Annotated in this window: 23 protein-coding genes, 2 tRNA genes and 2 pseudogenes; 23 read left to right on the forward strand and 4 right to left on the reverse strand. The window is 37.7% G+C overall.

Annotated elements, in window-relative coordinates; translation table 11 throughout:
* From ASU03_RS16160 to ASU03_RS16200, 9 genes are all read left to right on the forward strand, one after another.
* Positions 1 to 666 carry an NTP transferase domain-containing protein gene (locus ASU03_RS16160; RefSeq protein ID WP_057832799.1) on the forward strand — a complete coding sequence of 222 codons (666 nt, stop codon included), beginning with the start codon at positions 1 to 3 and terminating at the stop codon, positions 664 to 666.
* Between the two features lie 454 nt (positions 667 to 1,120).
* On the forward strand, positions 1,121 to 1,714 hold the full coding sequence (moaB, locus tag ASU03_RS16165) for a molybdenum cofactor biosynthesis protein B (protein ID WP_057832800.1): 594 nt from the start codon (positions 1,121 to 1,123) through the stop codon (positions 1,712 to 1,714).
* Complete coding sequence (moaC, locus tag ASU03_RS16170) at positions 1,714 to 2,223, forward strand: cyclic pyranopterin monophosphate synthase MoaC (RefSeq protein WP_057832801.1); 510 nt, start codon at positions 1,714 to 1,716, stop codon at positions 2,221 to 2,223. The genes moaB and moaC overlap by 1 nt, the downstream gene beginning before the upstream one ends.
* A gap of 580 nt (positions 2,224 to 2,803) precedes the next feature.
* A complete protein-coding gene (moaD, locus tag ASU03_RS16175; protein ID WP_057832802.1) occupies positions 2,804 to 3,052 on the forward strand; it encodes a molybdopterin converting factor subunit 1 in 249 nt (82 codons plus the stop codon).
* A 3-nt stretch (positions 3,053 to 3,055) separates the two neighbouring features.
* Positions 3,056 to 3,538, forward strand: a complete 483-nt coding sequence (gene moaE, locus ASU03_RS16180; protein WP_057832803.1) for a molybdopterin synthase catalytic subunit MoaE — start codon at positions 3,056 to 3,058, stop codon at positions 3,536 to 3,538.
* Position 3,539: 1 nt separating this feature from the next.
* Positions 3,540 to 4,340, forward strand: coding sequence for a molybdate ABC transporter substrate-binding protein (modA, locus tag ASU03_RS16185; protein ID WP_057832804.1), 801 nt, complete (start codon positions 3,540 to 3,542; stop codon positions 4,338 to 4,340).
* Positions 4,341 to 5,063 carry a molybdate ABC transporter permease subunit gene (modB, locus tag ASU03_RS16190; protein ID WP_057832805.1) on the forward strand — a complete coding sequence of 241 codons (723 nt, stop codon included), beginning with the start codon at positions 4,341 to 4,343 and terminating at the stop codon, positions 5,061 to 5,063.
* Positions 5,056 to 6,225, forward strand: coding sequence for a molybdenum ABC transporter ATP-binding protein (modC, locus tag ASU03_RS16195; protein WP_082627310.1), 1,170 nt, complete (start codon positions 5,056 to 5,058; stop codon positions 6,223 to 6,225). The genes modB and modC overlap by 8 nt, the downstream gene beginning before the upstream one ends.
* 29 nt (positions 6,226 to 6,254) lie before the next feature.
* Positions 6,255 to 7,004: a HesA/MoeB/ThiF family protein gene (locus ASU03_RS16200; protein ID WP_057832806.1), complete on the forward strand. Its 750-nt coding sequence runs from the start codon at positions 6,255 to 6,257 to the stop codon at positions 7,002 to 7,004.
* A 13-nt stretch (positions 7,005 to 7,017) separates the two neighbouring features.
* Here ASU03_RS16200 and ASU03_RS16205 read toward each other — a convergent pair whose 3' ends face one another.
* Positions 7,018 to 7,584, reverse strand: a complete 567-nt coding sequence (locus tag ASU03_RS16205; RefSeq protein ID WP_057832807.1) for a DUF1285 domain-containing protein — start codon at positions 7,582 to 7,584, stop codon at positions 7,018 to 7,020.
* Between the two features lie 234 nt (positions 7,585 to 7,818).
* Here ASU03_RS16205 and ASU03_RS16210 point away from each other — a divergent pair, with 234 nt between their 5' ends.
* The 6 genes from ASU03_RS16210 to ASU03_RS16230 all read left to right on the forward strand — a co-directional run bounded on the left by ASU03_RS16210 (position 7,819) and on the right by ASU03_RS16230 (position 14,309).
* Entirely contained in the window at positions 7,819 to 9,978 is a 2,160-nt protein-coding gene (locus ASU03_RS16210) for a S9 family peptidase (protein WP_082627311.1), read from the forward strand.
* 900 nt (positions 9,979 to 10,878) lie between these two features.
* Positions 10,879 to 12,306 carry an alanine dehydrogenase gene (locus ASU03_RS16215; RefSeq protein ID WP_057832808.1) on the forward strand — a complete coding sequence of 476 codons (1,428 nt, stop codon included), beginning with the start codon at positions 10,879 to 10,881 and terminating at the stop codon, positions 12,304 to 12,306.
* A gap of 252 nt (positions 12,307 to 12,558) precedes the next feature.
* Positions 12,559 to 12,634, forward strand: a tRNA-His gene (locus tag ASU03_RS16220).
* Between the two features lie 45 nt (positions 12,635 to 12,679).
* Positions 12,680 to 12,756, forward strand: a tRNA-Pro gene (locus tag ASU03_RS16225).
* 805 nt (positions 12,757 to 13,561) lie between these two features.
* Positions 13,562 to 13,708, forward strand: a complete 147-nt coding sequence (locus ASU03_RS20860; protein WP_157465935.1) for a hypothetical protein — start codon at positions 13,562 to 13,564, stop codon at positions 13,706 to 13,708.
* Between the two features lie 121 nt (positions 13,709 to 13,829).
* Positions 13,830 to 14,309, forward strand: coding sequence for a hypothetical protein (locus tag ASU03_RS16230; protein WP_057832809.1), 480 nt, complete (start codon positions 13,830 to 13,832; stop codon positions 14,307 to 14,309).
* 99 nt (positions 14,310 to 14,408) lie between these two features.
* Here ASU03_RS16230 and ASU03_RS21145 read toward each other — a convergent pair.
* Positions 14,409 to 14,900: pseudogene (locus tag ASU03_RS21145) on the reverse strand (tyrosine-type recombinase/integrase); the annotation flags it as partial.
* A 20-nt stretch (positions 14,901 to 14,920) separates the two neighbouring features.
* Here ASU03_RS21145 and ASU03_RS20875 point away from each other — a divergent pair.
* The gene (locus tag ASU03_RS20875) at positions 14,921 to 15,097 is read left to right on the forward strand and encodes a hypothetical protein (RefSeq protein WP_157465936.1); all 177 of its coding nucleotides are present in this window, start codon (positions 14,921 to 14,923) and stop codon (positions 15,095 to 15,097) included.
* Positions 15,098 to 15,209: 112 nt separating this feature from the next.
* Complete coding sequence (locus ASU03_RS16235; protein WP_057832810.1) at positions 15,210 to 16,565, forward strand: Fic family protein; 1,356 nt, start codon at positions 15,210 to 15,212, stop codon at positions 16,563 to 16,565.
* Positions 16,566 to 16,644: 79 nt separating this feature from the next.
* Here the strand turns inward: ASU03_RS16235 and ASU03_RS16240 are convergent.
* A pseudogene (locus tag ASU03_RS16240) lies at positions 16,645 to 17,712 on the reverse strand (site-specific integrase).
* Positions 17,713 to 18,746: 1,034 nt separating this feature from the next.
* On the opposite strand from ASU03_RS16240, the gene ASU03_RS16245 reads away from it, so the two are divergent.
* The 6 genes from ASU03_RS16245 to ASU03_RS16270 all read left to right on the forward strand — a co-directional run bounded on the left by ASU03_RS16245 (position 18,747) and on the right by ASU03_RS16270 (position 25,570).
* Positions 18,747 to 20,141, forward strand: coding sequence for a hypothetical protein (locus tag ASU03_RS16245; RefSeq protein ID WP_057832811.1), 1,395 nt, complete (start codon positions 18,747 to 18,749; stop codon positions 20,139 to 20,141).
* Positions 20,142 to 20,314: 173 nt separating this feature from the next.
* Positions 20,315 to 21,772 carry a hypothetical protein gene (locus ASU03_RS16250; protein WP_057832812.1) on the forward strand — a complete coding sequence of 486 codons (1,458 nt, stop codon included), beginning with the start codon at positions 20,315 to 20,317 and terminating at the stop codon, positions 21,770 to 21,772.
* A 490-nt stretch (positions 21,773 to 22,262) separates the two neighbouring features.
* Positions 22,263 to 23,195: a DUF5677 domain-containing protein gene (locus ASU03_RS16255; RefSeq protein WP_057832813.1), complete on the forward strand. Its 933-nt coding sequence runs from the start codon at positions 22,263 to 22,265 to the stop codon at positions 23,193 to 23,195.
* A gap of 455 nt (positions 23,196 to 23,650) precedes the next feature.
* Positions 23,651 to 24,118 carry a hypothetical protein gene (locus ASU03_RS16260; protein WP_057832814.1) on the forward strand — a complete coding sequence of 156 codons (468 nt, stop codon included), beginning with the start codon at positions 23,651 to 23,653 and terminating at the stop codon, positions 24,116 to 24,118.
* Positions 24,119 to 24,191: 73 nt separating this feature from the next.
* A complete protein-coding gene (locus ASU03_RS16265) occupies positions 24,192 to 24,683 on the forward strand; it encodes a hypothetical protein (RefSeq protein ID WP_057832815.1) in 492 nt (163 codons plus the stop codon).
* Positions 24,684 to 24,853: 170 nt separating this feature from the next.
* Positions 24,854 to 25,570, forward strand: coding sequence for an endonuclease (locus ASU03_RS16270; RefSeq protein WP_057832816.1), 717 nt, complete (start codon positions 24,854 to 24,856; stop codon positions 25,568 to 25,570).
* A gap of 92 nt (positions 25,571 to 25,662) precedes the next feature.
* On the opposite strand, the gene ASU03_RS16275 is transcribed toward ASU03_RS16270, so the two are convergent.
* The gene (locus tag ASU03_RS16275) at positions 25,663 to 26,274 is read right to left on the reverse strand and encodes a helix-turn-helix domain-containing protein (protein ID WP_057832817.1); all 612 of its coding nucleotides are present in this window, start codon (positions 26,272 to 26,274) and stop codon (positions 25,663 to 25,665) included.
* Positions 26,275 to 26,364: the final 90 nt, after the last annotated feature.

Here is a 26,364-nt window from a genome sequence, read left to right on the forward strand (position 1 = left end):
ATGAACTTTCAAGCTATTGACTGTTTAGGTGTAGTACTCGCTGGCGGTTTATCTTCACGTATGGGGCAAGATAAAGCCCAACTAACACGTGTAAAAAGCGCAAGTAATACCACGGCACAACCTGCAACAAGTATGCTAGATTTTTCTAAACAACTGCTTAGGGATGCGGGTATAAAAGATATTGTCGTCAGTGGTGATAACCATCAAATTCCTGATTGTGTGCCACAGGCTGGCCCTGTTGGTGGAATTTATAGTGTTTTAGCCCATTACCCAGAACACTTACAACCCAAAGCATTATTAATCTTGCCCGTTGATTTACCTTTAATGACCGCAACAAATTTAGCAAAACTACGTCAAACCGGTGAGCTGAGTCAGCAAGCTGTTTTTTTCAGTGATAGCCAAAAACAAGCGCATCACATCCCATTATATTTGCCCAACAATGCTTTTTTGCAATTGTTTCTAGCACAAGCATTCCAACGGGAAAAATTACTGGCTAACTTCAATGAAAATAGCAATAAAAACGGTAATAAAAACAATAAAAATGGCCCTTCAGTGAGGGCCCTGTTAGCGCAAGTGCCTCACAAAACCATTACCAGCCAAACTAATCGAATACTATTTAATAGCAATACGCCGGAACAATGGCAACAAGCACAGCAACAGTTTTAGAGCGCACGTATTGATGAGCAATACACTCACTGTCAGAGAATCAATGGTGACAAGCACAGCAACAATTTTAGAACGAACGTATTGATTAGCAATACACTCACTGTCAGAGAATCAATGATGACAAACACAGCAACAGTTTTAGAGCGCACGTATTGATGAGCAATACACTCACTGTCAGAGAATCAATGGTGACAAGCACAGCAACAATTTTAGAACGCACGTATTGATTAGCAATACACTCACTGTCAGAGAATCAATGATGACAAACACAGCAACAGTTTTAGAGCGCACGTAATGATTAGCAATACACTCACTGTCAGAGAATCAATGGCGACAAGCACAGCAACAGTTTTAGAACGCACGTATTGATTAGCAAGACACTCACTGTCAGAAAATCAATGGCAACAAGCGCAGCAACAATTTTAATTTACAACATTTAGTAAAGGATAAACCTATGTCAGCACATAGCGGCAATACTTTCATTCCCTTAAACATCGCGATTTTAACGGTATCAGATACACGTACACAAGAGAACGATACGTCTGGACAAGCGCTGGTTGAGCGTTTAACACAAGCGGGCCACAAGCTAGCCGATAAAGCCATCGTCATTGATGATATTTATCAACTGCGTGCACAAGTTTCGAAATGGATTGCCGATGACAGCATTCACGCCATTATATCTACCGGCGGTACCGGCTTTACCGACCGTGATAATACACCTGAAGCATTAACGCCACTATTTGACAAAGCGATAGAAGGCTTTGGTGAGATTTTTCGCCATGTTTCCTTAATGGAAATAGGCACCTCAACCATTCAATCCCGTGCTTTTGGCGGCATCGCCAACAAAACGGTAGTCTTGTGTGTACCTGGCTCAACTAACGCTTGTAAAACGGCTTGGGATAAAGTGATTAAAGAACAACTTGATGCCAGTCATCGCCCATGTAACTTTGTCCCTCACCTCAATATCACGGCAGAGCCCTCAGCGAGTAAAGCGTCATCAACAAGTAAAGAGACTGCAACCATTGAAAAGTGCGAGAGTCGCGGCTAATGACAACTAATACTGCTAACACTTCCGACACACCTGAATTAAGTCACCTGAACCAACAGGGTGAAGCGAACATGGTCGATGTCACGGAAAAAGCCATCACCTCACGCACCGCAACCGCACAAGGTTTTATCAAAATGAACCGAGCGACCTTTGAATTAATCACCACAGGTAAACATAAAAAGGGGGATGTATTTGCTGTTGCTCGTATTGCTGGTATACAAGCCGCGAAAAAGTGCAGCGATTTAATTCCTTTATGTCACCCGTTAATGTTAACTAAGGTGCAAGTAGACTTCACCCTTGATAGTGAAAACAGTCAAATACAAGTGAATAGTTTATGTCGTTTAACCGGACAAACTGGCGTTGAAATGGAAGCGTTAACCGCTGTCTCTATTGCTTGTTTAACCTTATTTGATATGTGCAAAGCCGCCGATCCGGCCATGGAAATTCATGGTATCAAAGTCTTAACAAAAGAAGGTGGCAAGTCGGGTCATTGGCAAACACCAAAGTAAGTGTCCGTGTTTCCATTGGAAATTCACTGCACTGTACACTAACAAGTCTTAACAAAAGAAGGCGGCAAGTCGGGTCATTGGCAAACACCAAAGTAAGTGTCCGTGTTTCCATTGGAAATTCACTGCACTGTACACTAACAAGTCTTAACAAAAGAGGGTGGCAAGTCTGGTCATTGGCAAAGCCCTTCAGCTTAACCTAGCCGAACTAAATTTGAGGCTCTGTTCCATCATACTGTTGTCCACAGGGCAACTATATGACTTAATAGGAAGTGTTGCTGAAGTGATAAAAGCGAGCTTCACAAACAAGACGGTATATGGATATACCTTACTATACAGTGCAGACGGTACAGGAAGCACCTTATGCGGATAATGCAGGAGCAATTATCCTGAGCATACTGTCCTGATGTTTGTGCCGAGCCCCATGGATGGGATTATATCGCGGTGACAGACGTTACATGGATGTAACTTATTAGAGATTGCAGGATGCACATTCCCCTGATGTCAAAGAGCGTGTACGCGTATCGCTTGTTTACTCAACAACACTAAACTACAACAGAGCCACACTTTAAGAGAAAATATTATGATTAAAATTGTTTTTTTTGCCGCGTTAAGAGAGCAGCTAGCTTGTGCTGAACTGTCTTTAAATGCTGAAGGTGTGAAAACTGTCGGTGACGTGAAACAGCGCTTAAGTGATAAAAATTCACAATGGCAACAAACGTTTAGCAAGGCATCACTGTTATCGGCGGTGAATCATGACATGGTTGATGACAGTCATTTAGTAAAGTCTGGTGATGAAGTTGCCTTTTTTCCTCCTGTGACCGGTGGATAAGTGATGACCAGCCAAGACCCTTTTAAAGAAATATCCATCCAAACTGAGGACTTTAGCTTAGCGGATGAAGTGGCTTTACTTGAGAAAAACAACCTAACCGATGGCGCTGTCGTTACTTTCACTGGCAGAGTTAGAAATAACAATAATGGTAATAGCGTCACTAGCTTAACGCTAGAGCATTACCCAGGTATGACTGAAAAATCTTTAGCTAAAATTATCAAACAAGCTAAAGAGCAATGGCACATAGGTAGAGTCAAAGTGATTCATCGCATTGGCGAACTTCACATAGGTGAACAAATTGTCTTTGTTGGCGTGACCAGCAAACATCGACAAGATGCTTATGCAGCTAATGAATTCATCATGGATTATTTAAAAGTTAAAGCACCGTTTTGGAAGAAAGAAAAAATAACCAATGCCGGGAAAACCTCCGAAAATTGGTTAGCTGCTAAAAGCAGCGATACTGATAAAGCCGACCTTTGGAGCTAGCGTGTTACGTTTTCTTTTAGTCACCGCCTTTACCATTAGTTTACTGTGGGTAACCAGTAGCCAAGCCCAACAAAATAACGCGGATGACAGCGATAGTGATGATAACAACACACCGCTACGTATTGCCGTTGCCGCTAATTTCACCCCGGTATTAAAAGTATTACTTAAAGAGTTCAGCAAACAAACTGGTATCAACAGCCAAATAATCAGTGGTGCCAGTGGTGCCATGTTTTTACAAATAAAACACGGCGCGCCCTTTGATATTTTTCTCAGTGCCGACAGTCGCCGGCCAAAAGAACTTGAGCAAGACGGTTTTGCCCGCAAAAATAGTCGTAAAACCTACGCCATAGGTCAGCTAGCATTCTATACCACGACTATGCCTTCACTTGAGCAATTATCTATTGACCTAGAAAAAAAACCACCACAACGCTTTGCTATTGCCAACCCTGATATTGCCCCCTACGGTAAAGCGGCCAAAGAAGCATTGCAACACTTAGGTTTATGGTCAACTTTGCAACATAAATTAATAACAGGCATTAATATCGGACAAACCTTTGCACAATTACGCAGTAAAGCCGTTACCCGTGGTATTGTTGCCAATAGCCAGCTAGTGCTAAACAACTTATCTGGCGTACTTATCCCAACGAGTTACCATCAGCCGATTGAGCAACAGTTAATTATAATTCGCGCCAGTAAGCGACAAGCCGCAGCGAAAAGTTTAAGTGATTTTTTACTCTCCGCCAAGAGCCAGGCAACCATAGTCAGTTATGGCTATGCACCAACACCAAGAGCTAAGGGTTAAATGATAAATTCTGACTTACAAGCACTGATAACCACCTTAGAAATGGCGACATTAACCACGATAATTTTATTGCTTATCGGTACCCCTCTTGCTTGGTATCTGGCCAAAATGACCAGTCGATTTAAGGTTATCATCGAGGCTGTAGTGGCTTTACCCTTAGTATTACCGCCAACAGTATTAGGCTTTTATTTATTGATTGCCTTTTCCCCGGAATACTTACCCGGACAAATGTGGCAGCAAGCGACGGGGCAACAATTAGCCTTTAGTTTTTCAGCCATCGTTATTGGCTCGGTTTTGTACTCACTGCCTTTTGTGGTTCAGCCACTGCAAAAAGCCTTTGAACAATTAGGTGACTCGCTCTTAGAAGCTGGGGCGCTACTTGGCGCCGGCCCTATTGACCGATTTTTTACTATTGTATTGCCGTTAACAAAAGCCAGTTTTATCACCGCAGCCAGTCTAGGTTTTGCCCATACAGTGGGTGAATTTGGTATTATCTTGATGATTGGCGGTAATATACCTGGAGAAACACGGGTACTTTCTATTGCGCTGTTTGATCATGTCGAAGCCTTTGATTATGCCCGAGCGCACCTACTATCCATCAGCTTATTAATAAGTTCTATGGTGTTATTAGCCGCTATCTATTGGTTAAATTTACCCAAAAGAAACAAACCTAAAGATTTAACGGTTAACACTAAGCGAGAAGAGCAAAGCGCCGATGAATGATTTTCCTATAAATAATGCGGCTTTGAATAGTCTTACTAACCATAAAGCGCCTCAGCTCAATATAAATATTAACATTAGTTATCAACAATTCGATTTAGCCATTGCGTTGCCCATACCCTTAAAGGGCATCACTGGTATTTTTGGCCACTCGGCCTCAGGCAAGTCAACCCTACTGCGTGCCATTGCTGGTCTAGAAACAACACTGACGGGTGAGATAACCTTAGTTGATACTTCTTTAATCAGTAAGCGTTTAGTCAGTAAAACTTTAGTCAACAGCGAACAAGGTATATACCTCAAACCCGAGCAGCGCCAAGTTGGCTTAGTGTTTCAAAATAGTCGTTTGTTTAGCCATTTAACGGTACTGGGCAACCTAGAGTATGCGGTCAAACGTTGTAAAAATAGTCGGCTGTCATTAGCTGAGGTCATTAAACTTACTGAGTTAAGTGCCTTACTGGATCAGGAGGTAAATCAGCTCTCCGGTGGTCAACAACAAAGAGTCGCCTTAGCCAGAGCTATTCTAGCCGAACCCAAGTTATTATTACTTGATGAGCCGTTAAGTGCCCTGGACCGACACAGTAAAATCCAACTGCTAAAAATGATGCTTAACATTCAAAAGCAGCTAAGTTTACCTATGTTATACGTCAGCCACTCTTTAGATGAATTACAGCAAGTTTGTGACACCTTATTAGTACTAGCACAAGGTAAGGTGGTTAGTTTTGGTAATATTCATCACGTTATTCATCAGCTCAATAATAACCCTGAATGTGACCTTATCCAGCAACAAACCAGTTTATCACTGCCGATAAAAACCTTTAATAATGGTCATGGCTTAACCGCTTTAGCGTTAAATGCCCAACAAGATATTTTTCTTAGCTGTGATCAGGCCTTTGAGCAGCAAACTCAGTTGCGCTGCTTTATTTTGGCCAGTGATATTAGTATTATCCTAACGGAGCCAACCAATAGCTCTATCGTTAATCACCTCTTTGGCACGATAAAACAAATTAATCCTCAGCAGAATAATGTTCTATTGACGGTTATTTGTGGTTCACAAGATTTTTTTGTCACTATCAGTGCCTTTTCTCAACAAAAGTTATCGCTAACCCTCAGACAACAGGTATATTTGCAGTTTAAAGCCAGTGCTGTGCGTACTTTTATCCATTAACTCTGATAAGAAATAAACTAGGAATACACGTGTTAAGTAATCAAGAGCAAGTTAAATACTCCCGGCAAATTATGTTGGCTAAGATTGGCACCTCAGGACAAATGGCATTGCGCAACGCAAAAGTGCTTATTTTAGGTGTTGGCGGTTTAGGTAATCCAGCCAGTTTATATTTAGCGGCCGCAGGTGTCGGCACCCTTTATCTCGCCGATGGCGATTGCATAGAGCTCAGTAACTTACCCAGACAAATTCTCTTTAGTGAAAGTAATATTGCTGAAAATAAAGCGGATGTCGCCGCGGAAAAATTACAACAACAATTTCCTGATGTAACGATTGAAGCTATTGATGAAATGCTTGATGAAGAGTTATGTGATTATTATCTGCCCCAAGTCGATTTAGTGCTCGATTGCTCAGACAATATTGCCACACGCTACTTAATCAACCAAGCCTGTGTCCAGCATAAAGTACCACTGATAGTGGGCGCTGCTACTGGCTTTGATGGCCAACAACTCACTATAGACCCGCGTGATGACAACAGTGCTTGTTACCATTGTCTTTTTCCTGCCAGTGAAAAATCGCCCGCCAATAATTGTCAAACGGTTGGTATCATAGGCCCAGTATTAGCCATGATTGCTGGTATGCAATGTTTACAAGCCATTAAGCTATTAACGGGAAATAAAGTACAGCTGAACCAACTTAACTTACTTGATGGTTTAGCCAATCAATGGCAGCAATTTACCATAAAAAAACAAGCAAGTTGCACCGTTTGTGGCTCAAGCTAGGATTAGTTACCTATTAATAACTGCCTAAACTAAATTGACACTCGGCACTGCTAATGATTAGCTCAGTGCCATTTTTACTTTTAATTTCTTGAGCAATATCAACCCACTGATAATAAACATTACGATGAACCTTCGCTGTTAGGTTGCGTCGTACGGTTACATAAAGATCACCATTTTCACTGATGATTAATGGATGTTGTTCATCTAGGGTAAATTCGTCGTCTAAGTTGGTGCTAACCTGCATAACCGTTTTTTCTTCATCAAGCCAGCGCCATTGAGTGAGCATAAAAGGTGCATCATCTACCTGAATTTTCACTTTCTCTACTGGCGTCACTAAAAAGTACTCCGCAGTAGCTTTGCTTACTCCTTTATTTACCTCTGTGTTTACCTCCTTAATGAGCACGGAAGCAAATAGCTTTACCAGTGCTAAGCGCTTAAAGATAGTACCGTGGTAATACCAATCACCATTGGCTTTTATCTGGATATCAATTTCACCACAATAAGGTGGATTCCATGACTCGACTGGTGGTAATGATTTTTTACTGCCAGCTAGTTGAGCTGAAATTTTATCTAATGACATAATGGCGGCATATCCTTACAAAAAAGCGCTGCAATGGCTAAAATGGGTTAGCTTAACCCTATTACGCGATAAGTGCATTTGATTATAATTAATATCATGCTAACTTATTGCCCGATACATTTTTTTAACATTTGAGCCAATGCCAACAGTATTGGCTTACAATAACCCCCCAGTCTATTACGTTACTTACCGCTCAGGAAGAATTTAATCGAATTGGTCTAACAAGGAATATAGATGAAAATAGCCTTCACTAAGACTAAGCTAAGCTTAATAGTCTCCTCTGCTCTGCTTATCGCAGCGTGCAGTAATCAAAATAATGAAAGCACTAATACCATGGCAAATATAAACGCCCCTGTCGCTAAAAAAGTACCTCATGAAATGATTATTCATAATCACACTCGTGTCGATAATTATTACTGGATGCGTGATGACAGTCGAACTAACCCAGAGATCTTAGCGCATTTAGCCGCAGAGAATGATTATACTAAGGCACAGTTAAAACATACCGAGGCGATGCAAGAACAGATCTTTCAAGAGATCAAAGCTCGCATTGAAAAAGACGATAACTCAGTAGCCACTAAAACCGGCGATTATTACTATTCACGCCAAATGCACGGCGAGAATGAGTACCCTATCTACGTTAGGTCAACTGACTTTCAAGGCAGTAATCTGGAAGTTTTACTGGACGTTAATGAATTAGCCAAAGCACACGACTACTACCAAGTGACGGGTTTAACAGCCAGTCCAAATGGCAAGTTATTAGCCTACGGTGAAGATACCTTGAGTCGTCGAGTCTATACGGTTCAGTTTAAAGACATTGCCGGTAACACCCTACTTGCCGATAAACTTACCGGCACCAGTGGTGGCATTGTTTGGGGTAATGACAATAAAACCGTTTATTACATCAAAAAAGACCCACAAACCTTATTAGGTTACCAAGTATTTCGTCATATCTTAGGCACAGCCCAAGCTGATGATGAAATGGTCTACGAAGAAAGTAATAAAGCTTACTATACCAGTATCAGTAAATCTAAAGATGGCAGCAGTGTCTTTATTTGGCATTCAAGTACAGAAGCAAGTGGTGTGTCAGTCATTGATGCTAATAACGCTAAAGCCATGCCTCAAAAATTCATTGAGCGTGAGGAAGACCATGAATATTCAATCTCTAAGTTAAATGATTGGTATTACATCCATACTAACTGGCAAGCAACCAACTTTCGTTTAATGAAAGTTGATAAAAACCATCTTGGTGATAAAAGCCAATGGCAAAATGTTATTCCAGCCAATGATGCCGTTAAGCTTGAAAACTTTGAGTTATTCACCGACCACCTTGTTTATCAACAACGTGAAAATGGCATCAGCCGAGTAACTATCCAGCAACTTTCAACGGGTAAAGAGCAACAGCTAAGCTTTAATGACACCGCCTATACCTTGCACTTATATGGTAATAATGAAATAGGCAATAAAGCATTACGTCTTTACTACACTAGCTTTACTACGCCGGGTACCGATTATGATATTGATTTATCCTCGTTAGTTAAAAGCAAATTAAAACAAACTAAAGTATTAGGTGACTTTGACAGTAACAACTATGCCTCTGAACGTATTTTTATTACGGCACGTGATGGTAAAAAAGTACCAGTATCATTGGTTTATCGCAAAGATATCTTCAAAAAAGATGGCACTAATCCATTATATCAATATGCCTATGGTTCGTACGGTAACACCATAGACCCTTACTTCTCTGTCAGTCGTTTAAGCTTGCTTGACCGTGGTTTTGTCTATGCCATTGCTCATATTCGTGGTTCAGAAATGCTTGGCCGACCTTGGTATGAAGACGGTAAAAAACTGACAAAAATGAATACCTTTACTGACTTTATTGATGTCACTAAAGCCTTAACAGCACAAGGTTACGGCGATAAAGATAAGGTATTCGCTGCGGGTGGTAGTGCCGGTGGTTTACTGATGGGCGCAGTGATTAATATGGCACCTGAGCTTTATCAAGGCATTGCTGCAGCAGTTCCTTTTGTTGATGTAGTAACTACTATGCTTGATGAAAGCATTCCACTAACAACCAATGAGTTTAAAGAATGGGGCAACCCAAAAGAAAAAGTTTATTATGATTATATGTTGTCATACTCACCGTATGATCAAGTGAAAACCCAAGACTATCCTAACATCCTAGTCACCACAGGATTACATGACTCACAAGTACAGTATTTTGAGCCAATGAAATGGGTTGCTAAGTTGCGTGAATATAAAACAGATGACAACCTATTAGTCTTTAAAACCGATATGGAAGCAGGACACGGTGGCGCCTCAGGGCGATTCAAACGTATTCATAATACGGCCTTACAATATAGCTTCTTTATTGACTTACTTAATAAGAGTTAATCAATAGTAAGAAAAGCTATTTAGCTTAGCCAAAATAAGCATCCTCACCTAGGTACAGCAAGGTGAGGATGTTTTTCTGCAGCAACAACACCCTAATATTAACATCAGTTAGTAGTGAACCTGGTAACCACATGATTTCAGGGAATTGAAGCAGGCTATAACTCAGGATTAGCGGCGACTCTTGATGTCTTGATATTAGTGCCGGTCAATTACCTTATTGTTGAGCAGGTTAAAAGCATCTTTTCCGCTAAGGCTGCCAGTAAAAATAGCAGTGATAGACAAGTGGCCTAACCCAATAGAGTATGATGAACTAACATTAATAGACTTGATTGACTTAATTTTACAAAAAAGGTTATTATCTAATTGAGTGCTGTAAATTGCAATATGACTTTATATGAACAAAGTAAGGCTGATAACTATTCGCTAGTTGAACCACCAGACTAAGTACTTTATTATTTAGACAGATTGCAGATGTCTTTAGTCAATGCTGTTGATTAAAGGCTAATTTGACAGCAGATTTAACTGATAGACAATATATTTAGTAGGTTGGTAAATGAGATTAAGAAAAAAGAAACTTATGTTACGAAAAAATAAAAATCACTTAAAAATAAGGGTGTTACGCTCGATGAAACGGCGAAATATTGCTCATTTTTATAAATTAGATGAAAAAACCATTAGTTAGCCCGCAGAGCCATCCCAAGTAAACGTAAGTACACTTTCAAACTCTGCTCTCAATTATCTTATCAAAAACGGGTTATCATAACGGCACTTTACCCTTTAGCCACGTCAAAGCCGGATATTTTTTTGATAGCCCTATTGAGCCAAATCCGCATAATAACGACAACAATTATTCGTGTTATGCTGCAACCATATTCTCCACATTTTCTAAAGAGTACCGCTATGCCACAGACATTTTCTCGTTATTCCTCCATCGCCCTTGTTAAAGAAATAGAATCACCTGAAAACCCTGGCGGTTTAGAAAAACGTGTGGCCTTAGTACCTAGTGATGTCGGTCAACTGGTATCAGCGGGCATTAAAGTCTATGTGGAAATGGGCGCAGGAGAAGGGGTTGACTTTAGTGATGAAGAATACATTAAACATAACGCTATTATGCAAACAGCTGAGCAGATATATAAAGATAAAGCGCTGATTATTAAGTTTAAAGGGCCTGCTCTTAGTTCCATAGAGCAGATGAGTGCAGCTTGTACACTATTATGTATGGCACATTTCAACTCCTATCCAGACAGAGCAAAACTTCTCCAAGACAGTCGTATTAATGTTATTGCCATGGAAGAGATTTGTGAGTCACCAAAACAAGACTCGGATGAGCGAATTCTTGGCCGTGTCGCCATGAATGCTGCCTTAACCCCCTTCTTTAACGACAATACTATTGGCGGATTACGAGTAAGAATTATTGGCTGGAGTGAGCGTTTACGCGGTGCTATTAATCGTTGTGGTAATCGTAGCCCTCGATCTTTACAAGTTATCCAGCCATCACTTGCCTTTGAAGAACTAGAGGCCACTGGCACTAATGCATTATATTTTTACGACAGTAAAAGCTTTAAAGATCCCCAAGGCATACTACAAAAACTACGCGCATTAAAAACCCATACTTTTGATATTAATGACTTTGAAATAAAGCAAGGTCAGCAAGCCATCGCTGATTATCAAGCAAGCCATCCACCGGCACAATTTGGCCTACGCCGTATTCAATGCCTACATGAAACCGGACGAGCCGGAGCAAGGTATGGCATGGGTTTATTAGCTGACTATAAGCCGTCGATAAAAAAAGCCAATATCAAGGCGGTTATTCTTGGTTATGGTAATGTCGCCCAAGGCGCTTTGGATGAATTGCATCAGCAAGGCATTAAACACATCCATGTTTTAGGCCGAGCTCAAACGGCTAAAAGCCGTATTGATTATTGGCTCAAAGATGCTGATATTATCATCAATGGCGCTGAACAATCCGTTGAGTTAAGAGGCAAAAACTTCCTGATCAGTAATAAGCACCTCAAAGAGTTAATCCCTGAAAATTCGGTGGTTATTGATTTAGTCGGTGGCAGCCCAACCAATAGAAGCCCAGTTGAAGCGGTGTTGAGCTGTAGCTTTTTAACAGCACCTTATTTTGTTCAAGATGGCGTACTAGTCTCCTCTTTATGGGGTTGGCCGATGATGGGCATGATGCGTGAAACCGCCATTCGTTATTCAGGACAAATTGTTGAGGTATTAATTGGCAAGGAAAAACTTATTGAAGGCCTAGGTTTACTCAGCCCTGGTGTTAAACCAGCCTTAGTTTGTGGACCTTTTTCAGACACCCCTAAGGATTAGTCATCTTATGTTTAGCCATTGTCCTCGTGACGAGAGCAATGGTGATAACTAGCAAAACAAATACTCGCTGACTTAGCTGTAGATTAATTAGACAAAGATGATAAAACAAAAGCAATTATGGATAAATACCATTAAAAGCAAAGATTTTCCTTGTCATGCTAGGCATAAATGCACTACAATCGCCGCGCTGTTAAGTAGCAGCACATATATTTATTGCTCCTAGCATAAAGTATATCTCAGTACACCTCAGTGGTGGCTATAGCTCAGTTGGTAGAGCCCCGGATTGTGATTCCGGTTGTCGAGGGTTCAAGTCCCTTTAGCCACCCCATTTTTATCTCCCCATATTTTAAAATATAAACTACGAAAAAATAATCGGTGATTAGCGCAGCTTGGTAGCGCACTTGGTTTGGGTCCAAGGGGTCGCAAGTTCGAATCTTGCATCACCGACCACTTTTAAGTTAAATATCCTCCTAAAAATACTGACGGTGGCGTTAAGGAACTTTTCAGCCCCTTCAAAAGTTCCGGTTCTTGTGCCATCACATGGCAGCTCTAACTCTTGGTTATTCGTATTTAGCTTGAACGTCTTAGCTCCCCAAATATGTTTGATTAGACACAACACTTTGCTGTTCGTTAAGTTGGTTATAGCAAATTCGTTTTTTTCTAAGTTAGACCATGATAGTAAAAGCATTCTGTTAGTTCCTTGATGGCTTCAATTTAATGTGTACCCGTCGCGTAGCGACATAGGGGTGCGCGCTTAATTTGATGCTAATCAAACAGAGTGAGAGAATAATTTTGTCAATGAAAATCACGGAGTGTCTGGGTTATTTTCGTCTTTTTGAAAATGTTCTAGAAACCGTTATTTTACTTTACTAAATTAGGCTTGAAGCTCTTTGGAACCGTCTATTGAACTTTCTTTTGAACTTTGGGTGTGTTTGTTTAGGTAGCGAACAACGAGTTCCGAGGGCGAAGCCTGAGCAACGAGGAAGAGTAGAGAGCGGAGATGATAAACCCCCGTCATGTATTACGGGGGTAGATTCCACCATACTATGCAGCTTTTCGTTCATGTTGCTTGGTTCTATTGGTTATTACTGAGAATTGTTTTTGTATAAAGAAGGGGATTCACCTCACAATAAACTATTATGTTTCCTCAACAGCAGCTATTATTTGTATACTTTTAACTCTCATATTTTTGTTGTATAATCGTAAAGGACTTAGATTTTTAATATAATAATTTATTAATATTAAGGTGGCTATTATGAGTCAAGAAGAAGCTAAAACAATCATAGACAAATTAAAAGAACATACAGTTGAAAATACATCAAGTGTAGAGAAAGCACGCGCTGCTCTAGTTGCAGCTGGCTTGATTAAAGATGATGGTACTCCAGAAACTCAGTATGTATAAAAACCACCCATCTTTAGTTTTAGGTTTTCATGCGTGTGAAAGGGTAATAGGAGAAGATATATTAAGTGGAAATAAAGGTTTTAAAGCAAGCGAAAACAGCTTTGACTGACTAGGTACTGGTATGTACTTTTGGGAAAACAGTCCCGAAAGAGCTAATGCCTACGGAATAGAACTTAAAGAAGCCCGTAAAAAGCTTAAAGACCCAATGGTTATAGGTGCAGTAATACATCTCGGTAGGTGTTTTAATCTACTAGAAGCGCAATGCCTTAGTGTACTTAAGGCGAACTACGAATCTATGAAGAGTGTATACGCCCTCCTCAAACTACCCCTCCCCACTAACGAAACAGCTTATACAGGCGATAGCGATAAACTATTTAGAAAATTGGACTGTGCTGTTATCCAGTATATGCACTGTGAATTACTTAAACAAAATGAGAAACCCTTTGATACTGTAAGAGCCGCCTTCTGGGAAGGTGATTCACTTTACCCTGATGCAGGTTTTAAGGAAAAAAATCATATTCAGCTTTGCGTTATAAATCCAAATAGTATCAAGGGTTATTTCAGACCCTTAATAAAAGATGAAGGTTATGCAAGCGTATAACTTCCTGTTAAAGAAAAGTAACAAGTAATTCAAGAGGATAATTGACAGTTTCATTCCTTTACTGCGTTCAATTATATCAAACCACTTAATTGAACATTATTACTCGAACTTATCATGCAGCTTATGGGGAAAAATCTGTGTATAAACTTGCCAAAGAATATTCAAGTTTCTATGTCCTGTGACTTGTGCCACTTCTTCAATGCTATAACCTTTCTCAAATAACCTAGATGCACCCTCTCGCCTTAAGTCATGATATCTTAGGTGTTATACCCAAATCATTCCTAACACGCTGAAAACCTGCTGTTACAGACCTAGGGTTATAGGGGATATTCTATCATCCGTTTCTGTCTGCTTTTTTACTAAGTCATATGAACCAGCTAACAATGGCACGATCATATGATTACCCTCTTTTTTCCTTGGGTCTTTCCTGTCTCGTACAATTACTGTTTTATGTGCATGGTTTAAGTCTTTCCATTCGATTTTACCAACTTCTCCTATTCTCATGCAGGTGAATATAGAAAAATTTAGAATATCAACAAAGGGAATTTTACTGTCCTGCCTTTTTGTTAATGCTGCAATTAACTTATCGAGTTCATTATCAGTAGGCCTGCGTGTTCGATTTTGACTCTACCTTGAAAAAAACCGCTAACTTCATTTCAATTAGTACAGGTCATGTATTACGGAGGTATATTCCAGCAAAAAATGCGGCTTTGGCTAATAATCGAGTATTTCATCGATATTTACTTAAAATTATTCACTTTCGTCGCATGACTGAAAAGTATGCATAATAAGCTGTTATATTTTTACCTCCACCAAAGTAAACGTAAAATCCTATATTTAAGTTGAAGTGTTTTTGTTTTGTTATAAACTCAAATTAATGTTTTTAAGTTTTGGTGCGTTATGGCAAGAATTAGAGTTCCTATTCCTTTTACCGAATTGATGGAAAAAGTGTCCAATGAAGTTTTTATTCCGCTTTTATCTAAATATAAAGCGACGGATCTACAAGGTAATTATTTACATTGGGATAAATTTAAATGGAAAGTAGATACTGGTGATGATGAGGATGCGGCTTGGATTGCAACCAAGATATCTAGAAATTCCACTAAAAAATACATTGCAAAATTACAGGGAAAGAATGAAGGGGAGCTATTTAGTTATTGCGTACCTGATTCGCTATTTTCTCAATTACATTATATAGATACACTCACTGGCGGAGGTCACTCTATAGGTGATGGTGCATTTATTACTACACGTGAAAAAGATAAATATTTGGTTAAAAACTTAATAATGGAAGAGGCAATAACATCTTCACAATTAGAAGGTGCTTCTACAACAAGAAAAGTTGCCAAAGATATGCTGGAAAATAATAGAAAGCCTATTAATAAATCAGAGCAAATGATCTTTAATAATTACCTTTTAATGAAGAAGGTAGTTGAACGTAAAGATGAAGATTTATCTATTGGATTAATTCTCGAACTACATTCTATTGCTACTTTCGAAGCAATAGATAATGATGCTATTTCAGGTGAGTTAAGAATAGATAATGATATAACAATTAGAAATGGTTATAACGAAGTAGCGCATGAGCCGCCCTCCTTTGAATCACTTAAAGAAAGACTAACTTTATTATGCCAATTTGCTAACGAATGTAGTGATGGAAAAAATTCTGATACATTTATTCATCCATTAATTAAAGCAATAACTCTTCATTTTATGATCGGCTATATTCACCCCTTTGGTGATGGTAATGGCCGGACAGCAAGAGCATTGTTTTATTGGTTTATGCTTAGAAGTGGATATTGGCTATTTGAATATGTTTCAATTAGTAAGCTTATTCAAGAAAAAAGAAGTGACTATGATGCGGCTTATATTTATACAGAATCTGATGACTTAGATTTAACATATTTTATCTACCATCAAGTTGATATTGTGATAAAAGCTGTAGATGCTTTGCAGAAACATATAGCAAGTAAAAAGGGTGAGTTCTATCAATTTATGGAATGGATTGATAAAAGCCCTTTATCTAAAAAATTAAAAAGAACGCAACTTGAATTACTCAAAGATGCAATCAAAGAACCAGGGAAAATATTTACTGCTAAGCAAGTATCTGCTGAGTTTGATATTAATCAAAACACGGCTCGTACATACCTAAATGGGTTAGTTGATGAAGACTTACTTATATCAACTAGAAGTAAAAAAGGAAAAATGATTCTTTATTTAGCACCATCAGGTCTACGGGATAAGTTAAAAATATAACAAGTTACTCGAGCGGAAAATAATATTTGATCATCGTGCCGCGATTATAGCCAATTATTATTTTCCGTTTCACAAAGCGTTATTCATCAAACTTGTCATGCAGATTATGCGGAAATAACTGAGTATAAACTTGCCAAAGGATATTCAAATTTCTATGGCCCTGTAACTTGTGCCACCTCTTCAATGCTATAACCTTTCTCAAACAGCCTAGACGCAGCCTATCACCTTAAATCATGATATCTTAGGTCAGTTTATACACTAAGTCCGTCCTAACACGCTGAAAACCTGCTGTTACAGACCTAGGGTTATAAGGTAAGATTCTATCATCAGTTTCTGCCTGCTTTTTTACTAAGTCATATGAACCAGCTAACAATGGTACGATCATATGATTACCCTCTTTTTTCCTTGGGTCTTTCCTGTCTCGTACGATTACTGTTTTATGTTCATGGTTTAAGTCTTTCCATTCTATTTTGCAAACTTCGCCAATTCTCATGCAGGTAAGTATTGAAAAGTTAAGAATATCAACAAAGGGAATATTACTTCCTTGCTTGTTCTGTCTTTCAGTTAATGCGGCTGTTAACTTTTCCAGTTCATCTTCTGTAGGTCTACGTGTTCGTTTTTGGCTCTTACCGACTAACTTCATTTCAATTAGTACGGGTACAGCATCTTCAAAAATTTTCCAGTTGGCCGTTACATCAAAAACAGGTAAAGCTATTTTCATTACACTTCGTAAATAGGCAATGTCATGATAAATGGTTGCACCACCAGCCCCTGCCCCTCTCCGCATTTTACAGTGAGTTATTAAATCACTGCTTTTAAGCTGGTTTGATAATACATCTGCTATTGGGCAATCTCTTAGCATTTTCACCACGTATTGCTTAGTTCTACCAGTAGCCGCCCACAAATCAACGTCATTGATAAATAGGTCTAGTAATTCACCAATTGATATCACCTTATCTTGAGCTGTAATACTATTTAGCTCTACAGCCTCTCTGCGTATTTTGCCCCATGTTTTGGCTAATTCTTTTTTACTGAATGTTTTAGATTCTCTATGTATAATTACACCATTCTTTTTTACGCGAATTGTGCAACGGTAGCTAAAGTCTCCGTTAGCCTTTTGGCGTTTATCAATTGTTACTGATGCCATTGTATTATCCTTAATCGTCCTAGCCAAAATGGGGCGCATTTGGAACACCTTAAACGGAAATTCAACGAAAGTACAGGCGATTCAAGGCGATTTAGGGTATAACCAAATGACTACAATTACGACTCCAAAGCTATATAAATCAAGGCCTACAATAGATCATAGGCTAAGTGTAGCGCCTATGCTAGATTGGACGTAAATCACTATATTTACTAGCCTCCCCTCACTCATGGAACCCTATTGGAACCATTGAAAATAAAGGAATATAAAAAGGGCCCCAAATCGAACGCCAACTGCATAGTTAATTCTGTATTCCTCGCTGAAAACTTCTTATATAGATCACTTGGATACGAAAACTGACGTTTCACTAATTAGTTTCTCTGACTTCTTTGTGCGCATTGCGGACTTTAGCTTCAAAATATTTTCCCTATATTTTCTAATGAATCACTCACATGATGTTACTAAGACGTCTTAGTAACACACCTTAAGCAAGTATGAACGATTATAACTAATTGAAATTACTGTGATTAATGTGTTATTACATTAACTTGTTACTGAGGCCTCTTAGTAACATCCAATTATTTATATAAAATTTACAGTGTACGGTTTCTAATATATTGATACTATGGGATATTAATATTTATGGTGCGCACATTACTAAGACGTATCCATAATAAGCTGTTGAACTAAACCGCTTCGCGGGGAGCGACAGCTACCCGAATTTCTCTGCATTTCAGCCACATCTTACGTGTTAAAAATAGGTAGTAATAGGTTGCAGGGTGAACTAAAGTAGAAAAATAGAAAATGGATTGATCGAATCAGAGTTGATGCTGAAAAGTGTTTAAAAGGGAATTATTTAACTCGAAGCCCCCTGAAAAACAATACCCATATTGCATAACTAGTGCCAACTAGAACGCTCTGATTACGGCTCAGTCCAACAGGACATTTATCTCTCATGCTTCGACAAGAGATAAATGCTTAATTGTTATACATTTCATCTAATTTTGTGCTCTATATAAGTCATTAAGGAAAACAACTTGAAACTACATTTAAGTAACTTGGATGAACTTCTCCAAAAGGTTAGGAATTCCCATTCAAAGAACTATTTAAATGAAGCAATTGCTTCATACAGAATAGGTGCATATCGAGCTGCATTAATTACCACATGGATTGCTGTATGTGTTGATATTATAGAGAAAATAAAAGAATTGAGTTTAGGCGGCGATCCAATTGCGAAGCGATTAGAAGAACGTTTAAACGGTATTAATTCAAATGATCCTTCTTCGATGCTTTCTTTTGAAAGAGACATTTTAGATATGGCTTGCGATGAACTGCAATTGATATCTGCAATCGAAAAGTCACACTTAGAAAGACTTAAAAATGACAGAAATGTTTGTGCACACCCAACCTTTTCAGAGGATGGAAATCAGTTCACGCCATTAGCTGAACTTGCACTTTCATATGTAGTTCAAGCATCAAATTACCTTTTAATTCATGCGCCAGTTAAAGGAAAAGTGGTAATCCAACGCTTATTTGATTTAATTAATGAACCTTCTTTTCCGGAAAACTCAGAAAAAGCGTTCACTGTACTTTCATCCGAAAATAATTTAGGTAGAGCGAGGGAAAGTAGTATACGCAATTTATCTTTAATTTTATTAAAAAGAGTTTTTCGTGATGAAAATGGGATTAGCACTGAACTTTTAAATCGTATTTCTGCTTCTCTTGGGGCAATAGAGCGAATAGCACCTGATGTCTACAATGAAGTAATGGATAATAAATTTGGAACTATGCTTTCGATCGCCACAGATATTCAATTAATGCGAGTATTTCAATTCCTAATTACAAGAGATGTTTGGGGGAATATTGACGATGCTGAAAAAATCAGAATAGAAGGTTTAATTCAATCAATGTCTGTTGATGATCTTATAAAATACGGTGTGACAAAACTCTCAGAGTTAAATTATGAAATAAAGTCGAAGTTAATACCTGTAATTCAACAACTTAAGAATCCACAAAAATATACTTTGTTTTCATCATTCCCTTCTAAAACCTTTAAAAAGGAGGCGATAGACTTATTTATAGACTCAAGAAGTTTTGATAGTGCTGAGTTGAGAGGAGCAAATATTTTAATTCCTATCGCAAAGCATTTTAATGACGATGACTTTAACCAAATATTTGAAGGGGCTTTAAGTAACACAGGCTCATATGGTCATAATCAGATCCTTTATGCTGGAGATATAGGTTCATTTTTTGCAAACTTATATCAAGAATCAAAAAACTGTGAAGTTGATTATAAAAGTCTTTGGAAAGGGTTTAAAGACAAATTAGAAGCTAAAGGTGTCGATTATCCACCTTTAGATGAATTACTTATTGTCGACCAAATAATTGAAAAAGAGGTAGTACAAGAAGAAGTTACAACACCTGCGCTCTAAATACATAACAAGCGTTTCAACAGGACAAATAACCGTTGCTTTTGCTCCTGCGTCGCTATTATAACCAACTATTATTTGCCCGTTAAACGGGCGTTATATGCCTGAGTAATTAGGTTGTACGTTATATTAATAATTTTTTATTTAAAACAATAAACCTTCAATAAGGAAGTTCAATGAGTCGCTGGATCGAACAGTTTGAAAATCACCCTTTTCAAACCACTTGGAAAGAAATCATTAAAGTAACCGAAAATGTTGATGTTGATGATAGTACTGTTGTTACCAGCGTTGAGGATGTAGCCAGACTTAAAAAGGTGATAACTTATTTAAATGGATTGTTAGATGCGTGCGATCCTGAATTGATACCACAATCAACATGGCAAAACTTTCATACTCAAACCACCCCTTGCTTGCAGCAAATTACTACCTATCAAAGCAATAGAAATATTGCTCATATAACGCAAGCCAATGCTCATTTAGATAACTTATTAACATACCTAAGACCGTATCAGGTTGTTGTAGGGAAAGCTGCTAAATCTGCAAGTGCATCGTTTATTACTTATACAAAAACCATAAATTCTAATCTTACTTCTTTTCAAGACCAAGCTAGATCAATTTTGATAGAAATTGGTGAGTATAAAGATAAAGCTTTAAGTGATGCTGAAGAATCAAGCTTGTCGAGTGTGCGAATTAAAGAATTAGCGGCGGGTTACTTTGATGATACAGAGGAAGAAAGTTTAAGCTCAAAAATTAATAGATTTGAAACGCAACTTGAGGAAAACTATGAAAAGATCAAGAGTTATAAAGTTGAATTGATTGATGGTGACTCTGGTAATGAGTCTATCGCATCAGAAATAAAAAGTGCACTTAAGATTGCCGAAATTGACTCTGAAACCATAAAGAGTCTAATGAATGACGTAAAAACAAAACTTTCTGATTTTAAAGGTTATTATACTGATGTGTTTGGCTTGAAAAATGATGAGGGTGAATTTGAAGGCGGACTTAAAGATGAAATAACTGCTAGAGAAAAACATCTTGAAGAATTTAAAAAGCAACAAGAAATCAAATATAAAACTCTTAATGATGAAATTGAAAGTCTCTTACCCGGTGCGACAAGTGCTGGTTTAGCTTCTGCATACCATGAATTAAAAGAATCATTTGATACACCAATTAAAAATTATTCAAAATTGTTTTATGGATCCATTACAGCCTTGATGCTGGTTTCGTTTATATCCATAACTCAAGAATTAGGATTATTTTTTATTAAGTTTGTGGATGTATCGGATTTTAGTAAATTAACTTCAAATATATTATTTAAGCTACCTATTATTATTCCTATATTATGGCTTACTTTGTTTGTATCAAAAAGGCGTAGTGAAGCATTAAGGCTTCAACAGGAATACGCGCATAAGGAAGCTTTAGCAAAATCATATCAAAGTTTCAAAATACAAATTGAAGCTTTAGAGCAGGCCGACCCTGAATTAATGAAAAAACTATTAAACTCTACCATCGATGCAGTTTCTAAAAATGCTTCTGATACTCTTGATAAAAATCATGGAGATAAAACGCCTGTTCATGAAGGCGTTGATGGTTTAATTAGCTCTATAGAAAAAATTAAAAAAGTATTTCTATAGATCTTAAATAAGTGGCTTGGAGTAACTATAAGGGTTTTCAAGTCGGACAAAAAACAGTTGGCTGTTTCACTCCGTTCACAATTTTAGCCAACTGCAATTTTCGGCTTAAAACGGTGTTATCGATACAAAAGCTAATCCAAATCAACGTTACAGATTAAAAGCTAATGTCCGTTGTGTGGTAAGAGTGATCCTTAGCGTGTGATCAATAACCAACTACAAACAGCTCACCGCTAATGACTTCTTGGTGCGCATTGAAGACATTAGAGTTAAGTTTTTTGCCATATATTTTCTAATGAATTATTGGTGTCTTATTGCTGAGAATTCACAGTAACATCCAAACTCTAACAAAAATAAAATATTTGTAGTTTCTAAATATTTGAAACTATGGGATATTAATGTGAATTAAATAAAGGTTATGGGGCGGACATTACTGGAAAGTCTCCATAATAATTGTTAGAAATTTATTGGAATTGGGAACATGAAGTAAAGTATGCAGAGATCTTTTATTGAAAAATATGCTGATAACCGACGATTAAAAAGAATGCTAAAAGATCTCCCCGAATCATCAACCCTGAAATACAAAAATGTTAAGGATTTCGTTGATACCTATAGGGTACTTTTTACAAGAACTAGCAAAATTTGTCATAAGTTGATTAGTAGTATGGAGCTTAAAGAGTTATATTCGCCTTCAATGCTTATACCTGCAACATTAACCCTACATTATTTATTTGAACGAGTAGTAGTTACACCTTTCCATGTAATAAATACTTTTACTCGAGATCCAATGTATGCGCATTCAGATATAGCTGCACTAAATCGAGGGCTTTTTGAATCAGCTGTAAACGCATGCTTTTTAGTTTCTAAAGATAATGACTTGAGATTTAAGAAATTTTTCGCTACGTCTTTAAAACAAGAGCATCACATTCAAAAGTCTATGGATAAATGGATTGATTCAGAGAACCCTAAGATTAAAATGACTTCTAATAAACAACGTAATATCAAAAACGCTACAAATAATAAAGTCGTTGAAGAGTTAAAGGATCTTATAGGTGATGTTGGCCAATTCCCTAATATTTGGGAACGATGTGAAGCGTTAGGAGAGGATTGGATGTTTGACTATGATAGTAAGTATCGTGGGTTATCAGCTTGGCAACATGGAGATGTCAGTCGTGTTTTTATAACACATAGTATGAAGCAATTAGATTCATCTGAAGCTGAACGGCCTGTATTTGAATCGATGGCGCAATGCTCTTGGGCATGGGATATTATGTTTAAATACGCTTTTACTATACAAAAAGTATGTAATCTTCCGGAAATAAGTGAAGAGCTTGCATATTTAAATCACATAGGTTATCAAGCTATGAAAAAAAATCTGAGTTCAGCGGTTAATAAATTTCAAGGTTCTGTTGAAGAAAGTGCCTAATCGGGTAGCCAGAGGTATCTAGCCTCCAGCCCCACACCACCCTATATGCGGCTCCGCACATGGCGTTATCGATATAAAATCTAATCCAAATCACCGCTACTGATTAAATGCTAATGTCAGCAAAGTGGTACTTACCGCCCTTAGCATCTGATGTTAAAAAATCAGTAAATTTCAAATGAAGTAGCCCTTTTGCTAAGGGTAACTTTGTGCGCATTAGAGACATTAACTAAATGTTATTTGTCATACTTTTTCTAATGTTTAAGTGCTAATAACATGAACGAAGGCAAAAGCCTCTATTTCATGTTTTCATTTAATTAGTCAATAGTCTAATAAGTTGATTCTTTTGTCTTTATCTATATTCTATGTAACCATATTATTATGAAAGAGCGCAAAGCCAATATTTAAACAAGGGTTTTTACCTTACAATATGCGGTTAGGCTTTAATGGAGAGTTCCGTGGACGTTGAGTTAAATTGGAGAGCTATTTCTGCCGTTATCACCACAATTGCAGTGATTGTTGCGTTAATTCCTTTATATCAAAGTGGGCTCAGAAATAAGGCAAAAGCTAAAAACCTTAGAATCAGGATTGCTGCTAAAATATTTTCGTTAAAACCGACCTTAGTTTCTATTTGTGAAGGTAAAGATTACAAATTTAATCCTCTTGTTATTTTCACACCCACTAAATTAGATGAGTTTCTATCTGACTTAACAGGGCTAATGAAAGAAGCTGAGGTTTTAGAGCCAGATGAACAAGATTTACTTTCTAGTTATTATATTAATGTTGAACTAATGATCCCCTTAATTAAAGGAGAGCAGCTTGAAAAAAAAGGTGCCGAAAGTATTCAAATGATAGCGGATAGGCTCACGAATACTATGGAAGATTATGGTCTCTTGCATAGTGAACCGCATCAGCCTTGGAAATAAAGCCTAACAAATAAGAATAGGTGTCAGCGCAATCACTGTAGTTGTATTCCAATAAATTATTTTAGAGGCATAAATGATCGACCCAACAGAGTGGATATGTAATAAAGAAAGCACTTATTCTAATTTAAGCCCAGATGAGAAAAAAGCTATCGGTGAATTTTTCCTAATATGGAGCTACTTTGAATCGGAAGTTTTGAGCTGTAATGGGAATAGAACTAGCTTTACAAGTTTAGCTAGCGCTTTACTAGATTCTGAAAAAATATCAGATATAGGGTTGGATGAACTTGTTGTCTATTTTCAGAACCGATATGTCTCTGGTGGTGTATTCAATGATAAGTATGATGCTTTAGAACTCGAAAAAAGTCGAAACCCACCTGAAGTAGATGAAATGTTATTAAATGGAACTAGCCAGCAGGTAACAAAGTTAATTGGCTGTTTATTCATTGTTTATCGCTTTAGAAATAACCTATTTCATGGTCCTAAATGGCGTTATAAGCTTTCCGAACAAGAAAGTAACATGAGTAAAGCTTGCCAGTTTATGATTAAAATTATAGATAATACATAACAAGTGACTATGGTTAGTTATCGATACAAAATCTAATCCAAATCAACGCTACTTGTTAAAAGCTAATGTCAGCAATGTGGTAAAAGTGACCACAACTTAGATTGCTATATAGTTAATAGGCTTAGTAGTGATTTTATGAGCTAGGCCAAAAACTAATAAGAGAACATTAAATGAATCGCTACATAAAAAACATCATTGCCATAGTAATCTTATCTCTTATTTCAACCGCTACTTATGCCGCAACCAATAAGGTTGTTAGCTTTAGTACAGCTAAGAAAAAGATGTATTCTAAAGTGTTCAATAATACAGGTGATACGCTATATTGTGGTTGTAATTGGTCAGCTAGAAAGACAGATTTAAATAGTTGTGGCCTACAAAGTTTCTTCCCTAAAAAACAAAGAAAACGTGCTCTTAGAACAGAAGCAGAACATATTATCCCTGCATCTTGGATGCTTAAAGTTAACAACAAAACAAGGCAATGTGCCATTGATTCTAAAGCAGTAAAAGACAGTGCGCGTAAATATTGTCAAAAGCATGATTTAGATTATAAACAAGCCCATAACGATTTAGTAAATTTGTACCCTGCTGTGGGTCAAGTCAATGCTGACCGTTCTAATAAGCCATTTGTCGATGTTGCTAAGAACAAAGTTAAGACCTACGGAAAATGTGATATTGAAATAGGTTCAAGAGGAATTGTGCCACCTTCCGATAAGAAAGGTGATATTGCTAGAGTCGCTTTTTATATGACAGAAGCCTACGGAGTTACTTATTCACAAAGGCAGCTTCAGTTGTTCAAGCAATGGGATAGACAAGATCCCATTTCAGCACAAGAAAGGGCACATAACAGGCGTGTTGTTAAAGTTCAGGGCTTTGGATTAAAGCAATAAACTTATACGGGCGAGTAAACGTCCCCCTACCTTCTAAAGATAATAGGATGTAAAACAGAGAATAGAACAACAAGAAAGCTTAGTTTTTGAAATTACATTCTTTGTCCTGACCAAACTACTCGTCCAATAATTTCCATATCTGTTCCATCTAGGTTTGCTTTATTGATTTCCCAAGATTCGTAGATTTTATTGTCTGATTTCACTTTGATAATTCCGTTAGGCAACATTTGTAAGCGTTTAACGAGTAAGTTTTGCTCGTGTCGCATTACATAAATCCCATCACTTAAGCCATTAAAATGCTTATTCACCATTATCATGGCACCGTTCTTTAATGTCGGGTACATACTGTCACCATCTACTAACATCAAAAACACATCATTGGCGTTTACACCAATTTCTTTATTTAACCACTCTGGCTCGAAGCTAATTAAGTTAGCTTGCTCTTCTACTTCTATCAACGCCCCTACTCCTGCCGAAGCTGATATTTCATAAAAAGGAAGGCTAATACGAGTATCAATATTTACGTTTGAATCGGTTTGGATTGAAAGTTCTGCCTTTCGGAATGCACTGGCAGGAATTTTTTTCCGACCTCTCCATGTTCTTATTGTGGTTGGAGAAACCCCTAGCGCTTCAGATAACTCACTAATCCTACTCGTTTTAGTTGTTTTAAATAAATCATCTAATTGTTTATCAAAATCATCCACACTATTTTCCTTTAAAATAAAGTTGCAAAACGCTCCATTATGAAATAGTATCTTTATGGAGCGATACGGAGCGGTTAGAGTCTATTGCAG

The organism is Colwellia sp. TT2012 (assembly GCF_001440345.1).
Lineage (GTDB): Bacteria > Pseudomonadota > Gammaproteobacteria > Enterobacterales > Alteromonadaceae > Colwellia.

Bases quoted from the DNA above. Each gene is read 5' to 3' on its own strand.
- moaD (WP_057832802.1), top strand. From the start codon at position 2,804: ATGATTAAAATTGTTTTTTTTGCCGCGTTAAGAGAGCAGCTAGCTTGT.
- ASU03_RS16270 (WP_057832816.1), top strand. From the start codon at position 24,854: ATGAATCGCTACATAAAAAACATCATTGCCATAGTAATCTTATCTCTT.
- modB (WP_057832805.1), top strand. From the start codon at position 4,341: ATGATAAATTCTGACTTACAAGCACTGATAACCACCTTAGAAATGGCG.
- ASU03_RS20860 (WP_157465935.1), top strand. From the start codon at position 13,562: ATGAGTCAAGAAGAAGCTAAAACAATCATAGACAAATTAAAAGAACAT.
- ASU03_RS16255 (WP_057832813.1), top strand. From the start codon at position 22,263: ATGCAGAGATCTTTTATTGAAAAATATGCTGATAACCGACGATTAAAA.
- modC (WP_082627310.1), top strand. From the start codon at position 5,056: ATGAATGATTTTCCTATAAATAATGCGGCTTTGAATAGTCTTACTAAC.
- ASU03_RS16235 (WP_057832810.1), top strand. From the start codon at position 15,210: ATGGCAAGAATTAGAGTTCCTATTCCTTTTACCGAATTGATGGAAAAA.
- ASU03_RS16250 (WP_057832812.1), top strand. From the start codon at position 20,315: ATGAGTCGCTGGATCGAACAGTTTGAAAATCACCCTTTTCAAACCACT.
- ASU03_RS16215 (WP_057832808.1), top strand. From the start codon at position 10,879: ATGCCACAGACATTTTCTCGTTATTCCTCCATCGCCCTTGTTAAAGAA.
- ASU03_RS16160 (WP_057832799.1), top strand. From the start codon at position 1: ATGAACTTTCAAGCTATTGACTGTTTAGGTGTAGTACTCGCTGGCGGT.
- moaB (WP_057832800.1), top strand. From the start codon at position 1,121: ATGTCAGCACATAGCGGCAATACTTTCATTCCCTTAAACATCGCGATT.
- ASU03_RS16265 (WP_057832815.1), top strand. From the start codon at position 24,192: ATGATCGACCCAACAGAGTGGATATGTAATAAAGAAAGCACTTATTCT.
- ASU03_RS16205 (WP_057832807.1), bottom strand. From the start codon at position 7,584: ATGTCATTAGATAAAATTTCAGCTCAACTAGCTGGCAGTAAAAAATCA.
- ASU03_RS16230 (WP_057832809.1), top strand. From the start codon at position 13,830: ATGTACTTTTGGGAAAACAGTCCCGAAAGAGCTAATGCCTACGGAATA.
- ASU03_RS16210 (WP_082627311.1), top strand. From the start codon at position 7,819: ATGAAAATAGCCTTCACTAAGACTAAGCTAAGCTTAATAGTCTCCTCT.
- moaE (WP_057832803.1), top strand. From the start codon at position 3,056: ATGACCAGCCAAGACCCTTTTAAAGAAATATCCATCCAAACTGAGGAC.
- moaC (WP_057832801.1), top strand. From the start codon at position 1,714: ATGACAACTAATACTGCTAACACTTCCGACACACCTGAATTAAGTCAC.